The organism is Bordetella hinzii LMG 13501 (genome assembly GCF_001548475.1).
Classification (GTDB): Bacteria; Pseudomonadota; Gammaproteobacteria; order Burkholderiales; family Burkholderiaceae_B; genus Bordetella; species Bordetella hinzii.
In genome coordinates, this window is record NZ_LRUJ01000023.1 from 23,314 (window position 1) to 39,718 (window position 16,405).

The following is a 16,405-nucleotide window of genomic DNA, read 5'->3' on the forward strand; positions in this document are numbered from 1 at the left end:
CCCAGAAGGAAGCCCGCAGCCCCGGCTAGGCCGGCGCCTGCATGGCGTAGAAAGGCTGGGTCAGGCCAATGGTGCGCGAGGCGCTGATGGCGTGCGCGGTTTCGACGACTTGCGGGCCAAAGACCGCCTGGGCCTCTTCAAAAGACCAGCGGCTGGCCGGCACCGAGACATTGACCGCGCCGACCGGCGTGCCCACCGGATCGAGCACCGGCGCGCTGACCGTGATGTCGCCGGGATAGAACTCGCTGTTCGAGCGCGCATAGCCCTGGTCGCGGGCGAACGCGACCTCGGCCATCAGGGCGTCCAGGTCGGTGATGGTGGTGTTGGTGAAGGCACGGCGCCGGCAGGCGGCCAGCAGTTCGCGCGCGCGCGCCGGGTCCAGCCGCGACAGCACGGCGCGGCCGGCCGCGGTGCAGTAGATGGGCAGCCGCTTGCCTACCGGCATATGGACGAACATCTGCTTATGCGTGGCGAACCGCGCCACATAGACCATGTCCAGCCCGTCGGGCTCGGCCAGGCTGCAGGTTTCCTGGCTGCTGCGGTTGAGCGAATGCAGGAAAGGATTGCCGCCCAGCACCAGCGCGCTGGTTTGCGCGTAGCGCATGCCCAGCTCGAGCGACAGCGGCGCGAGCGAGAACTTCTTGGTCTGCGGGTGCTTGCGCAGATAGCCCAGCACCCACAGCGTGTGTGCAAAACGCTGCACGGCGCTTTTGGTCAGGCCCGTGGCCTCGGCCAGCTCGGGCAGGGTCAAGGCGGGGCGGCCTTCGGTGAAAGCGCCAAGCACCGAAATACCGCGCGCCAGCGCGGCAACGTAAAGAGGGGAGTCCTCGGCAGAAGCGGACATAGGGGCAGGTTCGGATCAAGGTGCGCATAGCGTACCGCATTCCGAACCGCCCATATCGCTTATCGATGCAGGTATTTGCCCGCCCTTCAGCGCACCGGCCAGGGATACATGGCCCCACCCTGATTCCAGAGCGCATTGACCCCGCGCGCCAGGCCCAGTTTGCTGTCCTTGCCCACATTGCGGTCGAAGATCTCGCCGTAATTGCCCACGGCCTTGATCGCGTGATAGGCCCACTTTTCGTCCAAGCCCATATTCTTGCCCGCTCCCGGCGTCACGCCCAGGATGCGCGAGATATTGGGATTCTTGCTCTGCAGCATCTCGTCGACGTTTTTCTGCGTGATGCCGTACTCCTCGGCCTCCATCAGCGCGAACAGCGTCCAGCGCACGATGCCCAGCCAGTTTTCATCACCCTGTCGCACCATGGGGCCCAGCGGCTCCTTGGAGAAGCGTTCGGGCAGGATTTCAAAATCGGCCGGATTGGAGACCTGGGTGGCGCGCACCGCGGCCAATTGCGAAGCGTCGTCGGTAAAGGCATCGCAGCGGCCGGACTCGAAGGCGCGCACCACTTCGGTCACCTTGTCGATCACCACGGGCGTGAACTTGATGCCGTTGGCGCGGAACCAGTCGGCCAGGTTCAGTTCGGTGGTGGTGCCCGGCTGCACGCAGACCGTGGCCTCGTTAAGCTCCTTGGCGGACTTCACGCCCAGCGACTTGCGCACCAGCACGCCCTGCCCGTCATAAAAGCTCGCGGCCACCGCGGCCAGGCCCAGCGACGTATCGCGGGTCTGGGTGAGCGTCACCGTGCGCAACAGGACGTCGACCTCGCCGGACTGAAGCGCCGTGAAGCGCTGCTGCGTCGACAGCGGCGTGCCTTTGAATTTGCTCGCGTCGCCAAATACCGCCGCGGCCACCGCGCGGCAGATATCGACATCCATGCCTTCCCATTCGCCCTTGCTGTTCGTGGCGGAAAAACCGGATACCCCATCGGTGAGACCGCATTGCACGAAGCCCTTCTTCTTGACGGCATCCAGGGTCGGTCCGGCGTGCGCGGCCGACATGGCGCCGGCCAGCGCGGCCGCGCCCAATGCCAAGGCAATCGTCTTTTTCATGGACTAGCTCTCCTCATGTGCGAGCCGCCCGCGGCAACAGGATGCGCGGCGGGCTGTCCTCGGTAGGACAGCGAGAGCCAGATTACGCTGCGCCGGGCCCTCTGCACAATCCCGGCGCGCCGGTCAGGTGCCGGGCAGCCCCGAGGTGTCCAGGCTGAAGGCCGCGGCGGCGCGGCCGATGCGGTCGTTGACGGCATCCCAGGCGGGATCGGCCGGCGGCGCCTGCACCCAGATGCGGGCGTAGCCCTGCACGTCGAGCTCGCGCAGGGTGGCATAGAGGGCCTGGGCGTAGCGCGCGGGGTCGGCCGGCACGGGATGCCACTCCAGCCCGTCGCCATCCTCGCCGCGCCAGCCATGGGCCACCATGGCGATGCGGCCGGCGGGCCGGTCGCCGGCGCGCAGGCGTGCCCAATTGGCTTCGTCGATGAGCTCCAGCGGCGTGCGCGGCGCATAGTGCGCCTTGAGCGTGCCCGAGGCGCGCGGCGCGGCGGCATCCGGACGGCTGACTGGCACGCCGAGGACCCGGGCGATCTGCGTGGCGCTGACGTGGCCGGGGCGCAGCAGCACCGGCCCCACCCCCTGATCCAGGCGCGAGAGATCGACGATGGTGGATTCGATGCCCACTTCGGAGGCGCCGCCATCGAGCACTGGCATGCCGGCGGCGACTTCATGGGGGAATTCGGCGCGGACATGATCGGCCCGGGTGGGCGACACATGGCCGAAGGTATTGGCCGACGGCGCAGCCACGCCGCCCTGCCCGCCCGGCTTGAGCGCGGCGAAGGCCCGCAGCAGATCCTGCGCCACCGGGTGCGAGGGACAGCGCAGGCCTATGCTGTCCTGGCCGCCGCTGACGGCCTCGCCCACGCCGGGGCGGCGCTTGAGAATGAGGGTAAGCGGGCCCGGCCAGAACGCCTCGATCAGGCGCTGGGCCTGCGGCGGCACCTCGCTGGCCCAATGGCGCAGGTCGGCGCCCGGCGCCACATGCACGATGACGGGATGATTGGCCGGCCGGCCCTTGGCGGCATAGATGCGCGCCACGGCCTCGGCGTTCTCGGCATCGGCGCCCAGGCCGTAGACCGTCTCGGTCGGAAACGCCACCAGGCCGCCGTCGGCCAGTCGCCGGGCGGCCGCCGCGATAGCGGCCTCAACCATGGCCGGCATCCGGCAGGCCCAGGGCCTGGGCCACCTTGGCCGCGTCGCGGCGGGCATCGTCAAGCGTGCGGCCCACGATGGTCACATGGCCCATCTTGCGGCCGCGGCGCGCATCATGCTTGCCATAGAGATGCAGCTTGGCCGTGTCCACGGCCAGCGCCGCGTCCCAGGCCGGTTCGCGCTGCGCGGGGCCGTCATACCAGATGTCGCCCAGCAGATTGAGCATGACGGCCGGCGTCACCAGGGCCGTGCTGCCCAAGGGCAGGCCGGCCATGACGCGCGCCTGCTGCTCGAACTGGCTGGTGATGCAGGCGTCCATCGTATAGTGCCCGCTGTTGTGCGGGCGCGGCGCGATCTCGTTGACCACCAGCTCGCCGCTCTTGAGCACGAAGAATTCCACGCACAGCACGCCGTGATAGCCCAGGCCTTGGGCGATGGCCTGCGCCGCCGCGCGCGCCTGGGCCTGCACCGCGCCGCTCTCGTCCGCCCCGACGGTGGACACCGCCAGGATGCCGTCGCGGTGCTCGTTGCGCGCGATGGGAAACACCACGCTGGCGCCGTCGAAGCCGCGCGCGATCACCACCGAAATCTCGTGGTCCAGCGGCAGCAGCGCCTCCAGCACACAGGGCACGCCGCCGAACTCGGCATAGGCCGCCAGGGCTTCTTCGCGGTTTGCCACGCGCGCCTGGCCCTTGCCGTCGTAGCCCATGCGGGCCACCTTGAGAATGCCGGGGAAGAGCTCGCCGGCCGCGCCGGCCAGGTCGTCCGGGCCGCGGATGGCCGCATGCGGCGCCACCGGAATGCCTTGCGAGGCGATGAAGCTTTTCTCGGCGATGCGGTCCTGCACCACGGCCACGGCATCGCCCGCGGGGCTGACGCGGCAGCGCGCGGCCAGCGCGCGCAGGCTGTCGGCCGGCACGTTCTCGAACTCGGTGGTCACCACGGTGCAGCGCTCGGCCAAGGCCTGCAGGCCCTGGGCGTCGTCATAGGCCGCGCGGATATGCAGGTCGGCCACCATGCCGGCCGGGCACTCCTCGGCCGGATCCAGCACGGCCACGCGGTAGCCCAGGCTCTGGGCGGCATGGCAGAACATGCGGCCGAGCTGGCCCCCGCCAAGCAGGCCCAGCCAACCGCCGGGAGCGACAAAGAGTTTGGATCGAGATTGCGACATGGTCATACCCGCAAGCGGCGGGAAAAGCTGGGCGCCGCGGCGCCCGGTCAAAGAGAAGCCGGCGCCCGAAGGCGCCGGCACGGCATTCAGACAGGCAGGCTCATGTTGCGCGCGGCCTCGGTCTGGGCAGCCCGGAAGGCCACCAGCTTGGCATGCAACGCTTCGTCGGTCGTGGCGATCGTGGCGATGGCGTGCAGGGCGGCATTGGCCGCGCCCGCCTCGCCGATGGCGAAGGTGGCCACCGGCACGCCCTTGGGCATTTGCACGATGGACAGCAGCGAATCCTCGCCGCGCAGGTATTTGGAGGGCACCGGTACGCCGAAGACCGGCACTTCGGTCAGCGCGGCCATCATGCCGGGCAGATGGGCCGCGCCGCCGGCGCCGGCGATGATGGCGCGCAGGCCGCGGGCATGGGCCACGGCACCATACTCGGCCATGTCCTGGGGCATGCGATGCGCGGAAATCACGCGCGCCTCGAAGGGCACGCCGAAGGATTCCAGCATCGCCACCGCGTTCTGCATGACCTCCCAGTCGCTGGAAGAGCCCATGATGACACCCACCAGGGGCGGGGCGGAGGAGGTGTTCGGAGCCGAGGTTTGTGTGGTCATGACCGGGTTCAGCGCGCCGCGGGGACGCAGAGGAATGAAGCCAGGCCGGACATGGCCCGGCCGCGAAGCCCGTTATTTTACCCGCCCCGCACGCCAGGCTGGCCGGCCCGGCTTCAAAGCCCCGCCAGGCCGCCCCAGCCGCCGGCCATGCCGGCATTGGCGGCCAGCGCCAGCGCCGCCACAAGAAACAGGCCCATGACCAGGGCGCCCGGCCAGGCCACCGGCTTTTTCAGGGCGTTGTCGCCCCACTTGCGGTCGGCCGCCAGCATGGGCACGGCGAACAGCAGCAGGCCCAGCGCCGCGGCGCAGAACCAGGTTTCGGCGCGCCAGCCGGCCAGCACGGCCGCGCCTGGCCCGCCTTGCAGCAGCACCCAGCCGCCCGCGGCCAGCATGCCCAGCGCGGCGGCCACCACCATGGCGTAATGCAGGGGCGAAGGCCCCAGCCGCATATTGAGCGTCAGGCCCACGCCGGCCATCACCAGCGCGGCGCGCTGCAGCTCGTGCAGGGGCGAGGCCGGCAGGCTCTGCATATGGGCCAGCACCAGGCTGCCCAGCAGCCACACGCTGGCCAGGGCCAGCACAAGCGTATTGAGCCGGCGCGATGCCCGCGCCACGTCATGCAGGAAAATCATCTCCGGCGCCCTATAGCGACAGGGGCAGCGGCCCGGTCATGAGGGCTTGCGTACCCGCCACGAAAAAAACCAGCGTCAGCAGCCAGAGCGCCACGCAAGGCCGGCGCCGGCCGAGGATGCCAAACCATACGGCCGCCAGGCCACTGAGAAACGGCAATAGCGTCAACATGTCTGCCCCTTTTATTGCCGTCGAGTATAGCGTCATAAATAGACATATTTGATATATATCGATATCAAAATCCGGGACGGCGAAAAAAAAACCGGCGCCAAGGCGCCGGTTTCGGGGGACTGCGGGATCAGGCCGTCAGGCGATCCAGGGCCTCGCGGTACTTGGCCGCGGTCTTCTGCAGCACATCGGCCGGCAGGCGCGGCGCGGGCGGGGTCTTGTCCCAAGTCTGGGTTTCGAGCCAATCGCGCACGAATTGCTTGTCGAACGAGGGCGGGCTGATGCCTTCGCGATAGCCGTCGGCCGGCCAGAAGCGCGAGGAATCCGGCGTGAGCACTTCGTCCATCAGGTGCAGGGTGCCCTGCTCGTCCAGGCCGAACTCGAACTTGGTGTCCGCGATGATGATGCCCTTGGTGGCGGCGAAGCGGGCCGCCTCGTCGTACAGGCGCAGCGTGACATCGCGGATGCGCTCGGCCATCTCCTGGCCGACTTCCTTGACGACATGGGCGAAATCGACGTTCTCGTCGTGCATGCCGAACTCGGCCTTGGCCGCGGGCGTGAAAATCGGCTCGGGCAGCTTGCTGGCCTGCTGCAGCCCGGCGGGCAGCTTGATGCCGCAGACCGCGCCGGTGGCCTGGTAGTCTTTCCAGCCGGAGCCGATCAGGTAGCCGCGCGCCACGGCTTCGACCAGGATGGGCTTGAGGCGCTTGACCACGACCGCCCGGCCCTTGACCTGCCCGACCTCGTCGGGCGCCACCACGTCCTCGGGCTTCACGCCGGTGGAGTGGTTGGGCAGGATGTGGGCCAGCTTATTGAGCCAGAACTCGGTCAGCTCGGTCAGCACCTGGCCCTTGCCCGGAATCGGATCGTCAAGGATGACGTCGAAGGCGGAAATGCGGTCGGTCGCCACGATCAGCAACTTGTCGTCGCCGACCGCGTACATATCACGCACCTTGCCGCGCCCCAGGAGCGGCAAGGACTTGATGCTGGATTCATGCAAAGCGGAAGTCACGGAATGGGCCTATGGCAGAAAAGATCCCCGTCGGCGGCGGACGGGAAAGGCCGGCAGGGCGGTACGCGGGCCGGCAGGGGGCTATAGATTACTGCAAAAGCCTCCCTGCCCGCTTCCCGTGCCGGAAAGCAAGAAAGCCCCTCAAGGGGCTTTCCGGGGCCGCCCCGAAGAGCAGCGGCAGGCGTTTATTGCACGACCTGGGCCAGCTTGCCCGAGGCGTACTGCTGGGCGATGTCGGTCAGGGGCACGGGCTTGATCTTGCTGCCATTGCCGGCCGCGCCGAACTCGGTGTAGCGGGCCACGCAGATCGCCTTGGCGGCGGCGCGCGCCGGCTTGAGGTATTCGCGCGGGTCGAACTTCGAGGGGTTCTCGACGAAGAAGCGGCGGATGGCGCCGGTCATGGCCAGGCGGATATCGGTGTCGATATTGATCTTGCGCACGCCGTACTTGATGGCTTCCTGGATTTCCTCGACGGGCACGCCGTAGGTTTCCTTCATGTCGCCGCCGAATTCGCGGATCTCGGCCAGCAGCTCCTGGGGCACGCTGGAGCTGCCGTGCATCACCAGGTGGGTGTTGGGCAGCCGGGCGTGGATTTCCTTGATGCGCTGGATGGACAGGATGTCGCCGGTGGGCTTGCGCGTGAACTTGTAGGCGCCGTGGCTGGTGCCGATGGCGATGGCCAGGGCGTCGAGCTGGGTCTTGCGCACGAAGTCGGCGGCCTGCTCGGGGTCGGTCAGCAGCTGGTCCATGGTCAGCTTGCCGTCGGCGCCGTGACCATCTTCCTTGTCGCCCTGCATGGTTTCCAGCGAACCCAGGCAGCCGAGTTCGCCTTCGACCGTCACGCCCAGTTTGTGGGCCATGTCGACGACCTTGCGGGTCACTTCGACGTTGTAGTCGTAGTCGGCGATGGTCTTGCCGTCTTCCTTGAGCGAGCCGTCCATCATCACGCTGGAGAAACCCAGGTTGATGGCGCCCTGACAGATGGCGGGCGACTGGCCGTGGTCCTGGTGCATGACGACCGGGATGTGCGGATAGGACTCGACGGCGGCCTGGATCAGGTACTTCAGAAAGCCTTCGCCCGCGTACTTGCGCGCGCCGGCCGAGGCTTGCATGATCACCGGGCTGTCGGTTTCCGCGGCGGCTTCCATGATGGCCTGGACCTGCTCCAGATTGTTGACATTGAAAGCGGGGATGCCATAACCATGCTCGGCCGCGTGGTCGAGCAATTGGCGCATGGAAACGAGGGCCATAACAAGGACTCCTGAATTCTCGTATTGATGGATAGATGAAATCCGGCTGAATCGTATGATTTTAGCCGGGCTTTGACCCGCGGTCTTGTCCGAGGCCGACAAGCCGTAACTTGTTGGCACCGGACGAGTCTGTCCCCCTCTTGCGCCCCCAAACTGACAACTTCCTGTCAGCTTGCCCGGACTATCATTCGGTCTGATTTACGTCCACCAGCCGGACACCCCTCCCTCCGGCCGGCCGCGCGCGGGCGCCCGGCCTTCCTCTGTAGTGATCATGGATACAAAAAAACTGACACGCTATATCGGCATCGCCATGGTGCTCGGTATCGCGGCAGGTTACGTCTGCAACCGCTATGCGCAGGATGCGCAACATGCCAAGGAGCTGGCCTCCTACTTCAGCATGGTGACCGACATCTTTCTGCGCCTGATCAAGATGATCATCGCGCCGCTGGTCTTCGCCACCCTGGTCTCGGGCCTGGCCAGCATGAGCGACGGCTCGGCGGTCGGCCGCATCGGCTTTCGCGCCATGGTCTGGTTCGTGGCCGCCTCGGCCGCCTCGCTGCTGTTGGGCCTGCTGCTGGTCAATGTCTTTCAGCCCGGCGCGCACCTGAACCTGGCCCTGCCCGACGCCAACGCCTCGACGGCGCTCAAAACGGGCGATTTCACCCTCAAGGCCTTCATCACCCATGTGTTTCCGCGCAGCATCATGGAAGCCATGGCCAACAACGAGATCCTCCAGATCCTGGTGTTCTCGCTGTTCTTCGGCGCGGCGCTGTCCTTTGTGCGCCGGGGCGGCCACACCACCATCATCACCGCCATCGACGAACTGGCGCGCGTGATGTTCCGCGTGACCGACTATGTGATGCGCTTCGCGCCGGTGGGCGTGTTCGCCGCCATGGCCGCGGCCATCACCACCGAAGGCCTGGGCGTGCTGCTGAGCTACGGCAAGCTGATCGGCGAGTTCTACCTCGGCCTGGCGCTGCTGTGGGCCCTGCTGTTCGGCATCGGCTATCTCTTCCTGCGCCGCGACGTCCTGCGCCTGGGCGGCCTGATCAAGGAGCCCACCCTGCTGGCCTTCTCGACGGCCAGCAGCGAATCGGCCTACCCCAAGACCATCGAGGCGCTCACCCGCTTCGGCGTGCCGCCGCGCATCTCCGGCTTCGTCCTGCCGCTGGGCTATTCCTTCAACCTGGACGGCTCGATGATGTACCAGTCCTTCGCGGTGCTGTTCATCGCCCAGGCCTATGACATCCCCATGACCTTCACCCAGCAATTGATGCTGCTGCTGGTCCTCATGGTGACCAGCAAGGGCATGGCCGGCGTGGCCCGCGCCTCGCTGGTCGTGGTGGCCGCGACGCTGCCGATGTTCAACCTGCCGGAAGCCGGCCTGCTGCTCATCATGGGCATAGACCAATTCTTCGACATGGGCCGCACGGCCACCAATGTGGTCGGCAACAGCCTGGCCACGGCCGTGATCTCCAAGCTGGAAGGCGGCCGGGCCACGGCCGAGGAAATCGCCTCGGCCAGCGCCGACGACGCCTGATCAGCCCAGCGCCTGTTCCCCGGTATCGGGGATCAGGCGCTTGCCCATGCTCACCACATCGTCCAGCGTGAAGCCCAGCGCGCGATAAAAGTGCTGCACGGCGGCATTGTCGCCGCGCACCAGCAAGTTGATCTTGGGGCAGCCGGCCGCCAGCAGCCGCGCCTGCACCGCCTCCATCAGGGCGCGCCCGTAGCCGCGCTTGCGGCAGGACGGGTCGACGGCCAGGTAGTTGACCCAGCCGCGATGGCCGTCATAGCCGGCCATGACCGACGCCACCACACGGCCCTCGGCCTCTCCCACCAGAAACCACTCCGGCTGCACCGTCAGCTTGCGCAGGACGTCCTTGTGCGGATCGTTCCAGGGGCGCGTCAGGCCGCAGACGCGCCACAGGCCGATGACGGCCTGCTCGTCGCGCATCGCAAAGGGCCGGATGTTCAAGGGCGGAAAACTCATGCTTGCACTCCTTCAGGGTTGGAAAGCCGGTCACCAGGCCAGGCATTCCCCGTGCAGGCAAGAAACAAAAAGGCCACGAGGAATATCGTGGCCTGGTCATCACGGGCGCCGGCCCAGCCGGCGCGCAGCCACTCAACGTCGTTGAGTGAATCGTCGCAGGGCGGCGAAAAGCGGGTGCGCGTGATGTTTCATGACGCCAAGCCTAACCGGGATCGGAGTGCGCGGCAAGCGGCGCGGGGGCTGGCGCAATACCTCGCCCGCGGCAGCCCGGACAGCTGACGGGATTCTGAACAAAAACGCGCAAAACCCCTTGTTTTAAGGGCTCGTCTGACATGATCCTGAACACCAGGACAGGCCTGTGGTTTTGGCGCACTAGGTACTTACGCCTAGTTGAACACTTTCCCCCAAACCTGAAAGCCGACTGACAGCCCCCCTCTCTAGTATCGCGCCCAGCACCTCCGGCGCACGTCCGGACGAGGTGTGTCAAACAACGAAAGTAGAGGGAGGCCATCCATCATGGCTGAAAGTAAGCGCAGCGTGCTCCTCGCGGGAGAACGCCCATCATGAACCTGACCAATCGCAATGTTGTCCGGGGACTGTTCATCATGCTGATCGCAGCGGTATTCGGCGGCGCGGCATTCCGCTATCCGATCGGCACGCTCAGCCGTTTCGGCCCCGGCCTGTTCCCGCTCATGATCAGCGGCCTGCTGTTTCTCGTCGGCCTGTCGACCGTGATACGCGCGCGCTTCATCGAGCGCGAGCCGCTTGACTACAACTTCAAGAACATCGCCATCATCCTGGCCGCCCTCTGCGGCTTCGTGGTGGTGTCGCACCTCGTCAGCATGCTGCTGGGCATCGTGTTCCTGGTCTTCGTCGCCACGCTGGCCGGCACGTCCTATTCGGTGGTGCGCAACCTGAAGATCTCGGCGGGCCTGATCGCCGTGGCCTTCGGCTTCAAATACCTACTCGGCCTGAGCCTGCCCCTGCTATGACTGACCTCTTCAACAATCTCGCGTTCGGCTTCGAGCACGCGCTGACGCTGCAGAACCTGCTGTACTGCGCGCTCGGCTGCGTCGTGGGCACGCTGATCGGCCTGTTGCCCGGCCTGGGCCCGCTGTCGACCATCAGCCTGCTGCTGCCGCTGACCTACTCCATCCCGACCGGCGGCGCCCTCATCATGCTGGCCGGCATCTATTACGGCGCCCAGTATGGCGACAGCGTCAGCGCCATCACCATGAAGATTCCGCACGCCAGCAGCATCGTGGCGTGTATCGACGGCTATGCCATGAACCTCAAGGGCAAGACCGGCCTGGCCTTGTTCACCGCGGGCGTGTCCAGCTTCATCGGCGGCACGGTGGCCATCGTCGTGCTCTCGACCATGGCGCCCGCGCTGGGCGAAGTGGGTCTGCTGTTCGGCCCGGCCGACTATTGCGCGCTGATGCTCCTGGGCTTTTTCTGCGTGAGCTTCGTGAGCGCCGGCAATCTGCTCAACGGCCTGGCCATGGCCATGATCGGCGTGCTGCTGGGCGTGGTGGGCACCGACGTCAACAGCGGCATGCCCCGCTACACGCTGGACCTGGTCTTCCTGCAGGACGGCATCGGCCTGATCAGCATCGCGCTGGGCTGCTTCGGCATCGCGGAAATCGTCAAGAACCTCGACAACCGCAATACGCTCACGCCCTTCAATGGCAAGATCAAGCTCATGCCGACCTGGGCCGAGTTCAAGCGCATCATCCCCAGCGCCCTGCGCGGCAGCATCATCGGTTCCGTGCTGGGCATCCTGCCCGGCGGCGGCCCGACGATCGCCCAGTTCGCCGCCTATGCCGCCGACAAGCGCTTCAGCAAGTACCGCCATGAAATCGGCACGGGCGCCATCGAGGGCGTGGCCGGCCAGGCCGCCGCCGACGAATCGGCCGCGCGCACCAGCTTCATTCCGCTCATGGCCATCGGCATCCCCGAAAACGCGGTCATGGCCCTCATGCTGGCCGCCTTCATCGTCAAGGGCATCCAGCCCGGTCCCAACATGATCGGCACCCACCCGGACCTGTTCTGGGGCCTGGTGGCCAGCATGTGGGTGGGCAACTGCTTCCTGCTGATCCTGAACGTGCCGCTGGTGCGCTATTGGCTGTCGGTGTTCAAGATCCCCTATACGGTGCTCTTCCCGTCCATCCTCTTCTTCTGCTGCATCGGCACCTTCAGCATCAACAATAGCCTGGACGATATCTTCATCACCGCGGTTTTCGGAGCCATCGGCTACATCTTCATGCGCCTGGGCATGGAGCCGGCGCCGCTGATGCTGGGCTTCATCCTGGGCCCGATGCTGGAGGAGAACTTCCGGCGCGCCATGCTGCTGAGCCGCGGCGATTTCTCCATCTTCGTGAGCCGCCCCATCAGCGGCACGCTGCTGGCCTTCATTGCCTGCATCATCCTGTTCCAGTTCCGCGGTTTCTTCCGCAAGCGGAAACAGGCGGCGGCGCTGCAAAGCCAGGCCGACTGAGGCAGGCCCCGCTCCGCGCCGGGCCGCTTCCTGAACCCGTCCGGGTCCGGGAGGCGGCCCGGTTTTTCTATTGCCCCGCCGCTCGCCGGGCGCGCAGCCAGCGCGGGCGCAGTTCGCTCACGATGATGCCCAGCACGATCAGCGCCCCGCCCAGCAGGGCCAGGGCGGGCAGGCGTTCGCCGGCCATGCGGCCGAAGACGGCCGCCCAGATCGGTTCGCCCGCATAGATGATGGCCGCGCGCGAGGGTTCGACGGTTTTCTGGGCCCAGTTCATGGTTGCCTGGATGGCGGCGCTGGCCATGCCCAGGCCTGCCGCCAGGCCCAGCAGCGGCCATGAGAACGGCGGGATATCGAGCTCGCCGGCCACCGGCATGAGCAGGAAGGCGAACAGCGCGGCAAACCCCAGCTGCGCCACGGTCACGCGCCGCAGATCGACACGTGGCGCGAAGTGGCTGATCAGCACGATCTCCAGGGCGATGGCGAAGGCGCCCAGCAGGGTCAGGACCTGGCCATACGAAAACGACAGGCTGAAGCCGCCGCCGGCAAAACAGGACAGGCCGGCGAAGGCGCACAGCGCGCCGGCCAGGCACATGGCATGCGGGCGGCGGCGCCAGAACAGCCATTGCAGCAAGGGCACCAGGGGCACATAGAGCCCGGTCAGCAGGCCCGATTCAGAGCTCGGGATGTGCCTCAGGCCCATGGTCTGCAGGCCATAGCCCAGCGCGATCATGGCGCCGATGGCCATGCCGGCCAGCAGGTCCCGCCGGGTCATGCCGGGCAGAATGCGCCAGGACAGCAGCCCCACGGCCAGCGCCGCGGCGGCGAAGCGGCAGCCGACGAAGAACAGCGCGCCGCTGTACTGCATCGCCAGTTGCACCAATAGAAAGGTCCCGCCCCAGACCATGGTGATCAAGACAAGGGCGAATTCGGGCAGACGGGAAGAGGATGTACGCATGGTGGCGCGCAGTATAGACAGACGGCGCGGCAACGCTGTCTATGGGGCGGGATAGCTCACCACCAATTGCCCGTCGCGGCGCTCCTGGACGAACAAGACCATGCTGCCCTTGGGCACCTGCCCCCGCTCGAAACGCCAGTAGGGATTGGCGCCGGGCGCCGCCTGCTGGTATTGGTTGTAGCAGCCGATATGCACTGGATCGCCGTCCTGCTCGCTCAGGCCGAGCACGAAGTCGCCGGTCTTTTTCTTGCCGGCCGACACGATGTTGACCGGCGCATAGCGCGTGTGCGCGAAACGCTCGCGCACCACCGCCTTGAAATACTCGCGCACGGCCGGCTCGATGCGGGCGCGCAGCGCTTCGTCCTGCGGCGCGGCATCCCCGCCCATGCGCGTGACGATGCCGGCGGCCTCGCGGCACACAGCCTGCACGCTGGCCTGCAGCTCGGGGCGAAGTCCGGCCATCAGCTGCTCGCGCCGCCAGCCGCCCAGCGCCAGGCCGGCCACGGCCAGCGCGCAGACGCCCAGGCCGAAACGCCGCGCCCAGGCGGGCCAGGGCGCGCCCATCCGGCCAGCCAGCCACCGCAGCAGCAGGACATGCAGGCCGGCGGCCAGCAGGGCATAGGCCGCGACCATCCAGACGTGATAGAAGGAGAAAGCGGCCAGCATCAACGCTGCTCCTGGCGGCCGCGCAGCGCCAGCACCGTCATCAGGCCCAGCGACAGACTGGCCAGGACGGCGAGCGCCAGCAGGGGCAGGACGTCGGCGGCCCAATCCAGCAGGCCCGCCAGGCCCAGCGGCGCGATCACCTGGGCGCGGTAGTCGTCCAGCTCGGCCAGCAGGCGGGTCCAGCCGCAGACGGCCACCGCCCCGTGCACCCATAGCCCGGCCTGCGGGCGCCAGCGATAGACCAGGCCGGTCAATGCCAGGCAGAGCGCCCAGACGCCGCACACCGCCAGCATGCGGCCGTCGAAAAGCCGGAAACCCGGCTGCGACGCCAGCCAGATCAGGGCGAAGACCGCCACCGCGCAGGCCAGCCCGAGCGGCCAGGAAACCGGCGAGGGATTCAGTTTGCGAGCCATGCCCGCCACTATACCCACCCTGGATGACAAATCCCTTCAAATTCAGGCGGCGGCCGCCAGCGGGGCATAGTCGGCGCTGAACACCAGGCGGCCGGCCGACCAGCTGCGCGTGACCATGGGCATGCCGGCCACGGCGGCCACGGCGATGAGGTCGGCGCGCAGGCCCTCCCGCAGCCGGCCGCGGTCGGTCAGGCCGCAGGCGTCGGCCGGATTGGCCGTCACCAGGGCCAGGGCTTGCGGCAGGCTCAGCTCGCTTTGCTGGTGCGCGGCGAACGCCGCCGTGATGAGGGTGGACGGCTGGTAATCGGAGCACAGGCAGCTCGCCACCCCGGCGCGGATGGCCTCGATCGCCCGGATCGATCCGCTCTGGCTCTGCCCGCGCACCACATTGGGCGCGCCGAATATCGTCGGCAGGCCGCAGGAAACCGCCGCCTTGGCGGTGTCGAGGTTGATGGGAAACTCGCTCATGCTCACGCCCAGATTGCGCATGGTCGCCACGCGCTGCACCGAATCGTCGTCATGGCTGGCCGTGGGGATGCCCAGGGCATGGGCCTGCCCGAGGAGACGTTCGACCCTGTCCACCGCGCCTTCGCGCCCCTGTGCCTTGCGCCGCGCCACCTCCTCGGCCTCCTCGCGCGAATAAGCATGGTTGCCCATGACGTATTGCAGATAGGCCTCCAGCGTCTTGAACTGCCCCTGTCCCGGCGAATGATCCATCACGGACAGCAGGTCCACGACGCCCTCCTCCATCAACCCGGCCAGCACCGGCTCGGCGCCATGGTCGGTGATTTCATACCGGCAATGCACGCGGTTGTCGACCAGGCTGTGCCGGCGGAAGGCGCGGACCAGGCGCGCCACCTCGGCGGCCGTGTCGTTGTTGCGCATGCCCAGGTCGCGGCTGGCGAAGGACATGGCGTGAAACGGCGTCGTGATGCCGGCCGCGGCGTTGCGGCGATCCACCTGGGCCACGGCGAAATCCAGCGGAAACAGCACCTTGGCGCGCGGCTCGGCCTCCTTCTCGATGGCGTCGCAATGCAGATCGATCAACCCGGGCATCAGGTACTGGCCCTGGAGGTCCACCTCGCGCGCGCCCGGCGCGGCGACGGGATTGATGGCCAGGATGCGGTCGTCTTCCAACAGCAGGCTGGCATCGTCGAGCACAGTGTCATCCAGCACGAGGCGGGCATGGGTCAAATAGGTCTGAGGCATGCGGAGAACTCCGGTATCAGGCCGGCGCGCGGCCGGCGGGACGCAGCGGCAGCATGCGCGTGGCCACGGCCTGGCGCACGGCTTCATCATGGAAAATGCCGATCAGGCAGCGGCCGGCGGCGGCGGCTTCGCGGATGAGATCCACCACGACCTGTCGGTTGTCCGCGTCCAGCGAGGCGGTGGGCTCGTCCAGCAGCAGGATGGGATGTCCGCCCACCAGGCCGCGGGCGATGTTCACGCGCTGCTGTTCGCCGCCCGAGAAGGTCGCCGGCGGCAGGTCCCACAGGCGTTCGGGAAGGTTGAGCCGGGACAGCAGCGCGGCCGCGGCATCGCGCGCCGGCGCCGCGGCCACGCCGCGCATGCGCAGCGGTTCGGCCGCCACGTCCAGCGCGGACACGCGCGGGATGGCGCGCAGAAACTGGCTGACATAGCCCAGCGTGTCGCGGCGCAGGCGCAGGATCTCGCGCGGCGCGGCCCGCGCGAGCGCCAGCCACTGCCCCTCATGGCGCAGGCCGATGCTGCCGGCGCTGGCCAGATAGTTGCCGTAGAGGCAGCGCAGCAGCGTGCTCTTGCCGGTGCCCGACGGGCCGTCCAGCACCAGGCATTCGCCGGCCGCCGCCTCGAAGGAAACGTCCCGCAGCACGGGCAGGCTGGCGCCGCCCTGGTTGTGCAGGGTGAAAGTCTTGGACAGGCCGCTGACCGCGACCAGGGTGTGGGCTTGCGTCATC

18 protein-coding genes are annotated in these 16,405 nt (G+C 67.5%); 3 read left to right on the forward strand and 15 right to left on the reverse strand.

The genetic code is table 11. The annotated features are described in order from the left end of the window. Positions 1–25: 25 nt before the first annotated feature. The 9 genes from AXA74_RS15215 to fba all read right to left on the reverse strand — a co-directional run bounded on the left by AXA74_RS15215 (position 26) and on the right by fba (position 7,944). Entirely contained in the window at positions 26–844 is an 819-nt protein-coding gene (locus AXA74_RS15215; protein ID WP_029577502.1) for an IclR family transcriptional regulator, read from the reverse strand. Between the two features lie 86 nt (positions 845–930). Then, positions 931–1,953, reverse strand: coding sequence for an amino acid ABC transporter substrate-binding protein (locus AXA74_RS15220; RefSeq protein WP_029577503.1), 1,023 nt, complete (start codon positions 1,951–1,953; stop codon positions 931–933). Positions 1,954–2,076: 123 nt separating this feature from the next. After that, positions 2,077–3,105, reverse strand: coding sequence for an L-threonylcarbamoyladenylate synthase (locus tag AXA74_RS15225; RefSeq protein WP_032955576.1), 1,029 nt, complete (start codon positions 3,103–3,105; stop codon positions 2,077–2,079). Further along, complete coding sequence (locus AXA74_RS15230; RefSeq protein ID WP_029577505.1) at positions 3,098–4,276, reverse strand: 5-(carboxyamino)imidazole ribonucleotide synthase; 1,179 nt, start codon at positions 4,274–4,276, stop codon at positions 3,098–3,100. Before AXA74_RS15230 ends, AXA74_RS15225 begins: the two co-directional genes overlap by 8 nt. 86 nt (positions 4,277–4,362) lie before the next feature. Beyond that, a complete protein-coding gene (purE, locus tag AXA74_RS15235) occupies positions 4,363–4,884 on the reverse strand; it encodes a 5-(carboxyamino)imidazole ribonucleotide mutase (protein ID WP_029577506.1) in 522 nt (173 codons plus the stop codon). Positions 4,885–4,997: 113 nt separating this feature from the next. Further along, positions 4,998–5,516, reverse strand: a complete 519-nt coding sequence (locus AXA74_RS15240; protein WP_029577507.1) for a hypothetical protein — start codon at positions 5,514–5,516, stop codon at positions 4,998–5,000. 10 nt (positions 5,517–5,526) lie between these two features. Continuing rightward, a complete protein-coding gene (locus AXA74_RS24490) occupies positions 5,527–5,685 on the reverse strand; it encodes a DUF5993 family protein (protein ID WP_029577508.1) in 159 nt (52 codons plus the stop codon). A gap of 127 nt (positions 5,686–5,812) precedes the next feature. Continuing rightward, complete coding sequence (locus AXA74_RS15245) at positions 5,813–6,694, reverse strand: phosphoribosylaminoimidazolesuccinocarboxamide synthase (RefSeq protein WP_029577509.1); 882 nt, start codon at positions 6,692–6,694, stop codon at positions 5,813–5,815. A 185-nt stretch (positions 6,695–6,879) separates the two neighbouring features. Beyond that, the gene (gene fba / locus AXA74_RS15250) at positions 6,880–7,944 is read right to left on the reverse strand and encodes a class II fructose-bisphosphate aldolase (protein ID WP_029577510.1); all 1,065 of its coding nucleotides are present in this window, start codon (positions 7,942–7,944) and stop codon (positions 6,880–6,882) included. 271 nt (positions 7,945–8,215) lie between these two features. On the opposite strand from fba, the gene AXA74_RS15255 reads away from it, so the two are divergent. Next, positions 8,216–9,484, forward strand: coding sequence for a dicarboxylate/amino acid:cation symporter (locus AXA74_RS15255; RefSeq protein WP_029577511.1), 1,269 nt, complete (start codon positions 8,216–8,218; stop codon positions 9,482–9,484). On the opposite strand, the gene AXA74_RS15260 is transcribed toward AXA74_RS15255, so the two are convergent. Continuing rightward, positions 9,485–9,937: a GNAT family acetyltransferase gene (locus AXA74_RS15260; protein ID WP_051593932.1), complete on the reverse strand. Its 453-nt coding sequence runs from the start codon at positions 9,935–9,937 to the stop codon at positions 9,485–9,487. A gap of 563 nt (positions 9,938–10,500) precedes the next feature. Between AXA74_RS15260 and AXA74_RS15265 the strand changes: the two genes are divergently transcribed. Together AXA74_RS15265 and AXA74_RS15270 are read left to right on the forward strand one after the other, a co-directional pair. Then, a complete protein-coding gene (locus AXA74_RS15265; protein ID WP_080666480.1) occupies positions 10,501–10,929 on the forward strand; it encodes a tripartite tricarboxylate transporter TctB family protein in 429 nt (142 codons plus the stop codon). Next, entirely contained in the window at positions 10,926–12,434 is a 1,509-nt protein-coding gene (locus tag AXA74_RS15270; protein ID WP_032955561.1) for a tripartite tricarboxylate transporter permease, read from the forward strand. Before AXA74_RS15265 ends, AXA74_RS15270 begins: the two co-directional genes overlap by 4 nt. Positions 12,435–12,501: 67 nt before the next feature. Here AXA74_RS15270 and AXA74_RS15275 read toward each other — a convergent pair whose 3' ends face one another. From AXA74_RS15275 to phnL, 5 genes are read right to left on the reverse strand one after another with little or no spacing between them, the layout of a single operon-like run. Beyond that, positions 12,502–13,389 carry a DMT family transporter gene (locus tag AXA74_RS15275; RefSeq protein WP_029577515.1) on the reverse strand — a complete coding sequence of 296 codons (888 nt, stop codon included), beginning with the start codon at positions 13,387–13,389 and terminating at the stop codon, positions 12,502–12,504. Between the two features lie 39 nt (positions 13,390–13,428). Further along, positions 13,429–14,055, reverse strand: a complete 627-nt coding sequence (locus AXA74_RS24705) for a hypothetical protein (RefSeq protein WP_029577516.1) — start codon at positions 14,053–14,055, stop codon at positions 13,429–13,431. After that, positions 14,055–14,468: a hypothetical protein gene (locus tag AXA74_RS15285; protein WP_032978596.1), complete on the reverse strand. Its 414-nt coding sequence runs from the start codon at positions 14,466–14,468 to the stop codon at positions 14,055–14,057. Before AXA74_RS15285 ends, AXA74_RS24705 begins: the two co-directional genes overlap by 1 nt. Positions 14,469–14,510: 42 nt before the next feature. Next, complete coding sequence (locus AXA74_RS15290; protein WP_029577518.1) at positions 14,511–15,677, reverse strand: alpha-D-ribose 1-methylphosphonate 5-triphosphate diphosphatase; 1,167 nt, start codon at positions 15,675–15,677, stop codon at positions 14,511–14,513. Between the two features lie 16 nt (positions 15,678–15,693). After that, a complete protein-coding gene (phnL, locus tag AXA74_RS15295) occupies positions 15,694–16,404 on the reverse strand; it encodes a phosphonate C-P lyase system protein PhnL (RefSeq protein WP_032978598.1) in 711 nt (236 codons plus the stop codon). Position 16,405: the final 1 nt, after the last annotated feature.

What these genes read in the sequence shown, in the direction of transcription:
- purE (WP_029577506.1), bottom strand. Translation starts at nt 4,884, where the DNA reads ATGACCACACAAACCTCGGCTCCGAACACCTCCTCCGCCCCGCCCCTG.
- AXA74_RS24490 (WP_029577508.1), bottom strand. Translation starts at nt 5,685, where the DNA reads ATGTTGACGCTATTGCCGTTTCTCAGTGGCCTGGCGGCCGTATGGTTT.
- AXA74_RS15265 (WP_080666480.1), top strand. Translation starts at nt 10,501, where the DNA reads ATGAACCTGACCAATCGCAATGTTGTCCGGGGACTGTTCATCATGCTG.
- fba (WP_029577510.1), bottom strand. Translation starts at nt 7,944, where the DNA reads ATGGCCCTCGTTTCCATGCGCCAATTGCTCGACCACGCGGCCGAGCAT.
- AXA74_RS15270 (WP_032955561.1), top strand. Translation starts at nt 10,926, where the DNA reads ATGACTGACCTCTTCAACAATCTCGCGTTCGGCTTCGAGCACGCGCTG.
- AXA74_RS15220 (WP_029577503.1), bottom strand. Translation starts at nt 1,953, where the DNA reads ATGAAAAAGACGATTGCCTTGGCATTGGGCGCGGCCGCGCTGGCCGGC.
- AXA74_RS15285 (WP_032978596.1), bottom strand. Translation starts at nt 14,468, where the DNA reads ATGGCTCGCAAACTGAATCCCTCGCCGGTTTCCTGGCCGCTCGGGCTG.
- AXA74_RS15290 (WP_029577518.1), bottom strand. Translation starts at nt 15,677, where the DNA reads ATGCCTCAGACCTATTTGACCCATGCCCGCCTCGTGCTGGATGACACT.
- AXA74_RS15275 (WP_029577515.1), bottom strand. Translation starts at nt 13,389, where the DNA reads ATGCGTACATCCTCTTCCCGTCTGCCCGAATTCGCCCTTGTCTTGATC.
- AXA74_RS15240 (WP_029577507.1), bottom strand. Translation starts at nt 5,516, where the DNA reads ATGATTTTCCTGCATGACGTGGCGCGGGCATCGCGCCGGCTCAATACG.
- AXA74_RS24705 (WP_029577516.1), bottom strand. Translation starts at nt 14,055, where the DNA reads ATGCTGGCCGCTTTCTCCTTCTATCACGTCTGGATGGTCGCGGCCTAT.
- phnL (WP_032978598.1), bottom strand. Translation starts at nt 16,404, where the DNA reads ATGACGCAAGCCCACACCCTGGTCGCGGTCAGCGGCCTGTCCAAGACT.
- AXA74_RS15255 (WP_029577511.1), top strand. Translation starts at nt 8,216, where the DNA reads ATGGATACAAAAAAACTGACACGCTATATCGGCATCGCCATGGTGCTC.
- AXA74_RS15215 (WP_029577502.1), bottom strand. Translation starts at nt 844, where the DNA reads ATGTCCGCTTCTGCCGAGGACTCCCCTCTTTACGTTGCCGCGCTGGCG.
- AXA74_RS15225 (WP_032955576.1), bottom strand. Translation starts at nt 3,105, where the DNA reads ATGGTTGAGGCCGCTATCGCGGCGGCCGCCCGGCGACTGGCCGACGGC.
- AXA74_RS15230 (WP_029577505.1), bottom strand. Translation starts at nt 4,276, where the DNA reads ATGTCGCAATCTCGATCCAAACTCTTTGTCGCTCCCGGCGGTTGGCTG.
- AXA74_RS15260 (WP_051593932.1), bottom strand. Translation starts at nt 9,937, where the DNA reads ATGAGTTTTCCGCCCTTGAACATCCGGCCCTTTGCGATGCGCGACGAG.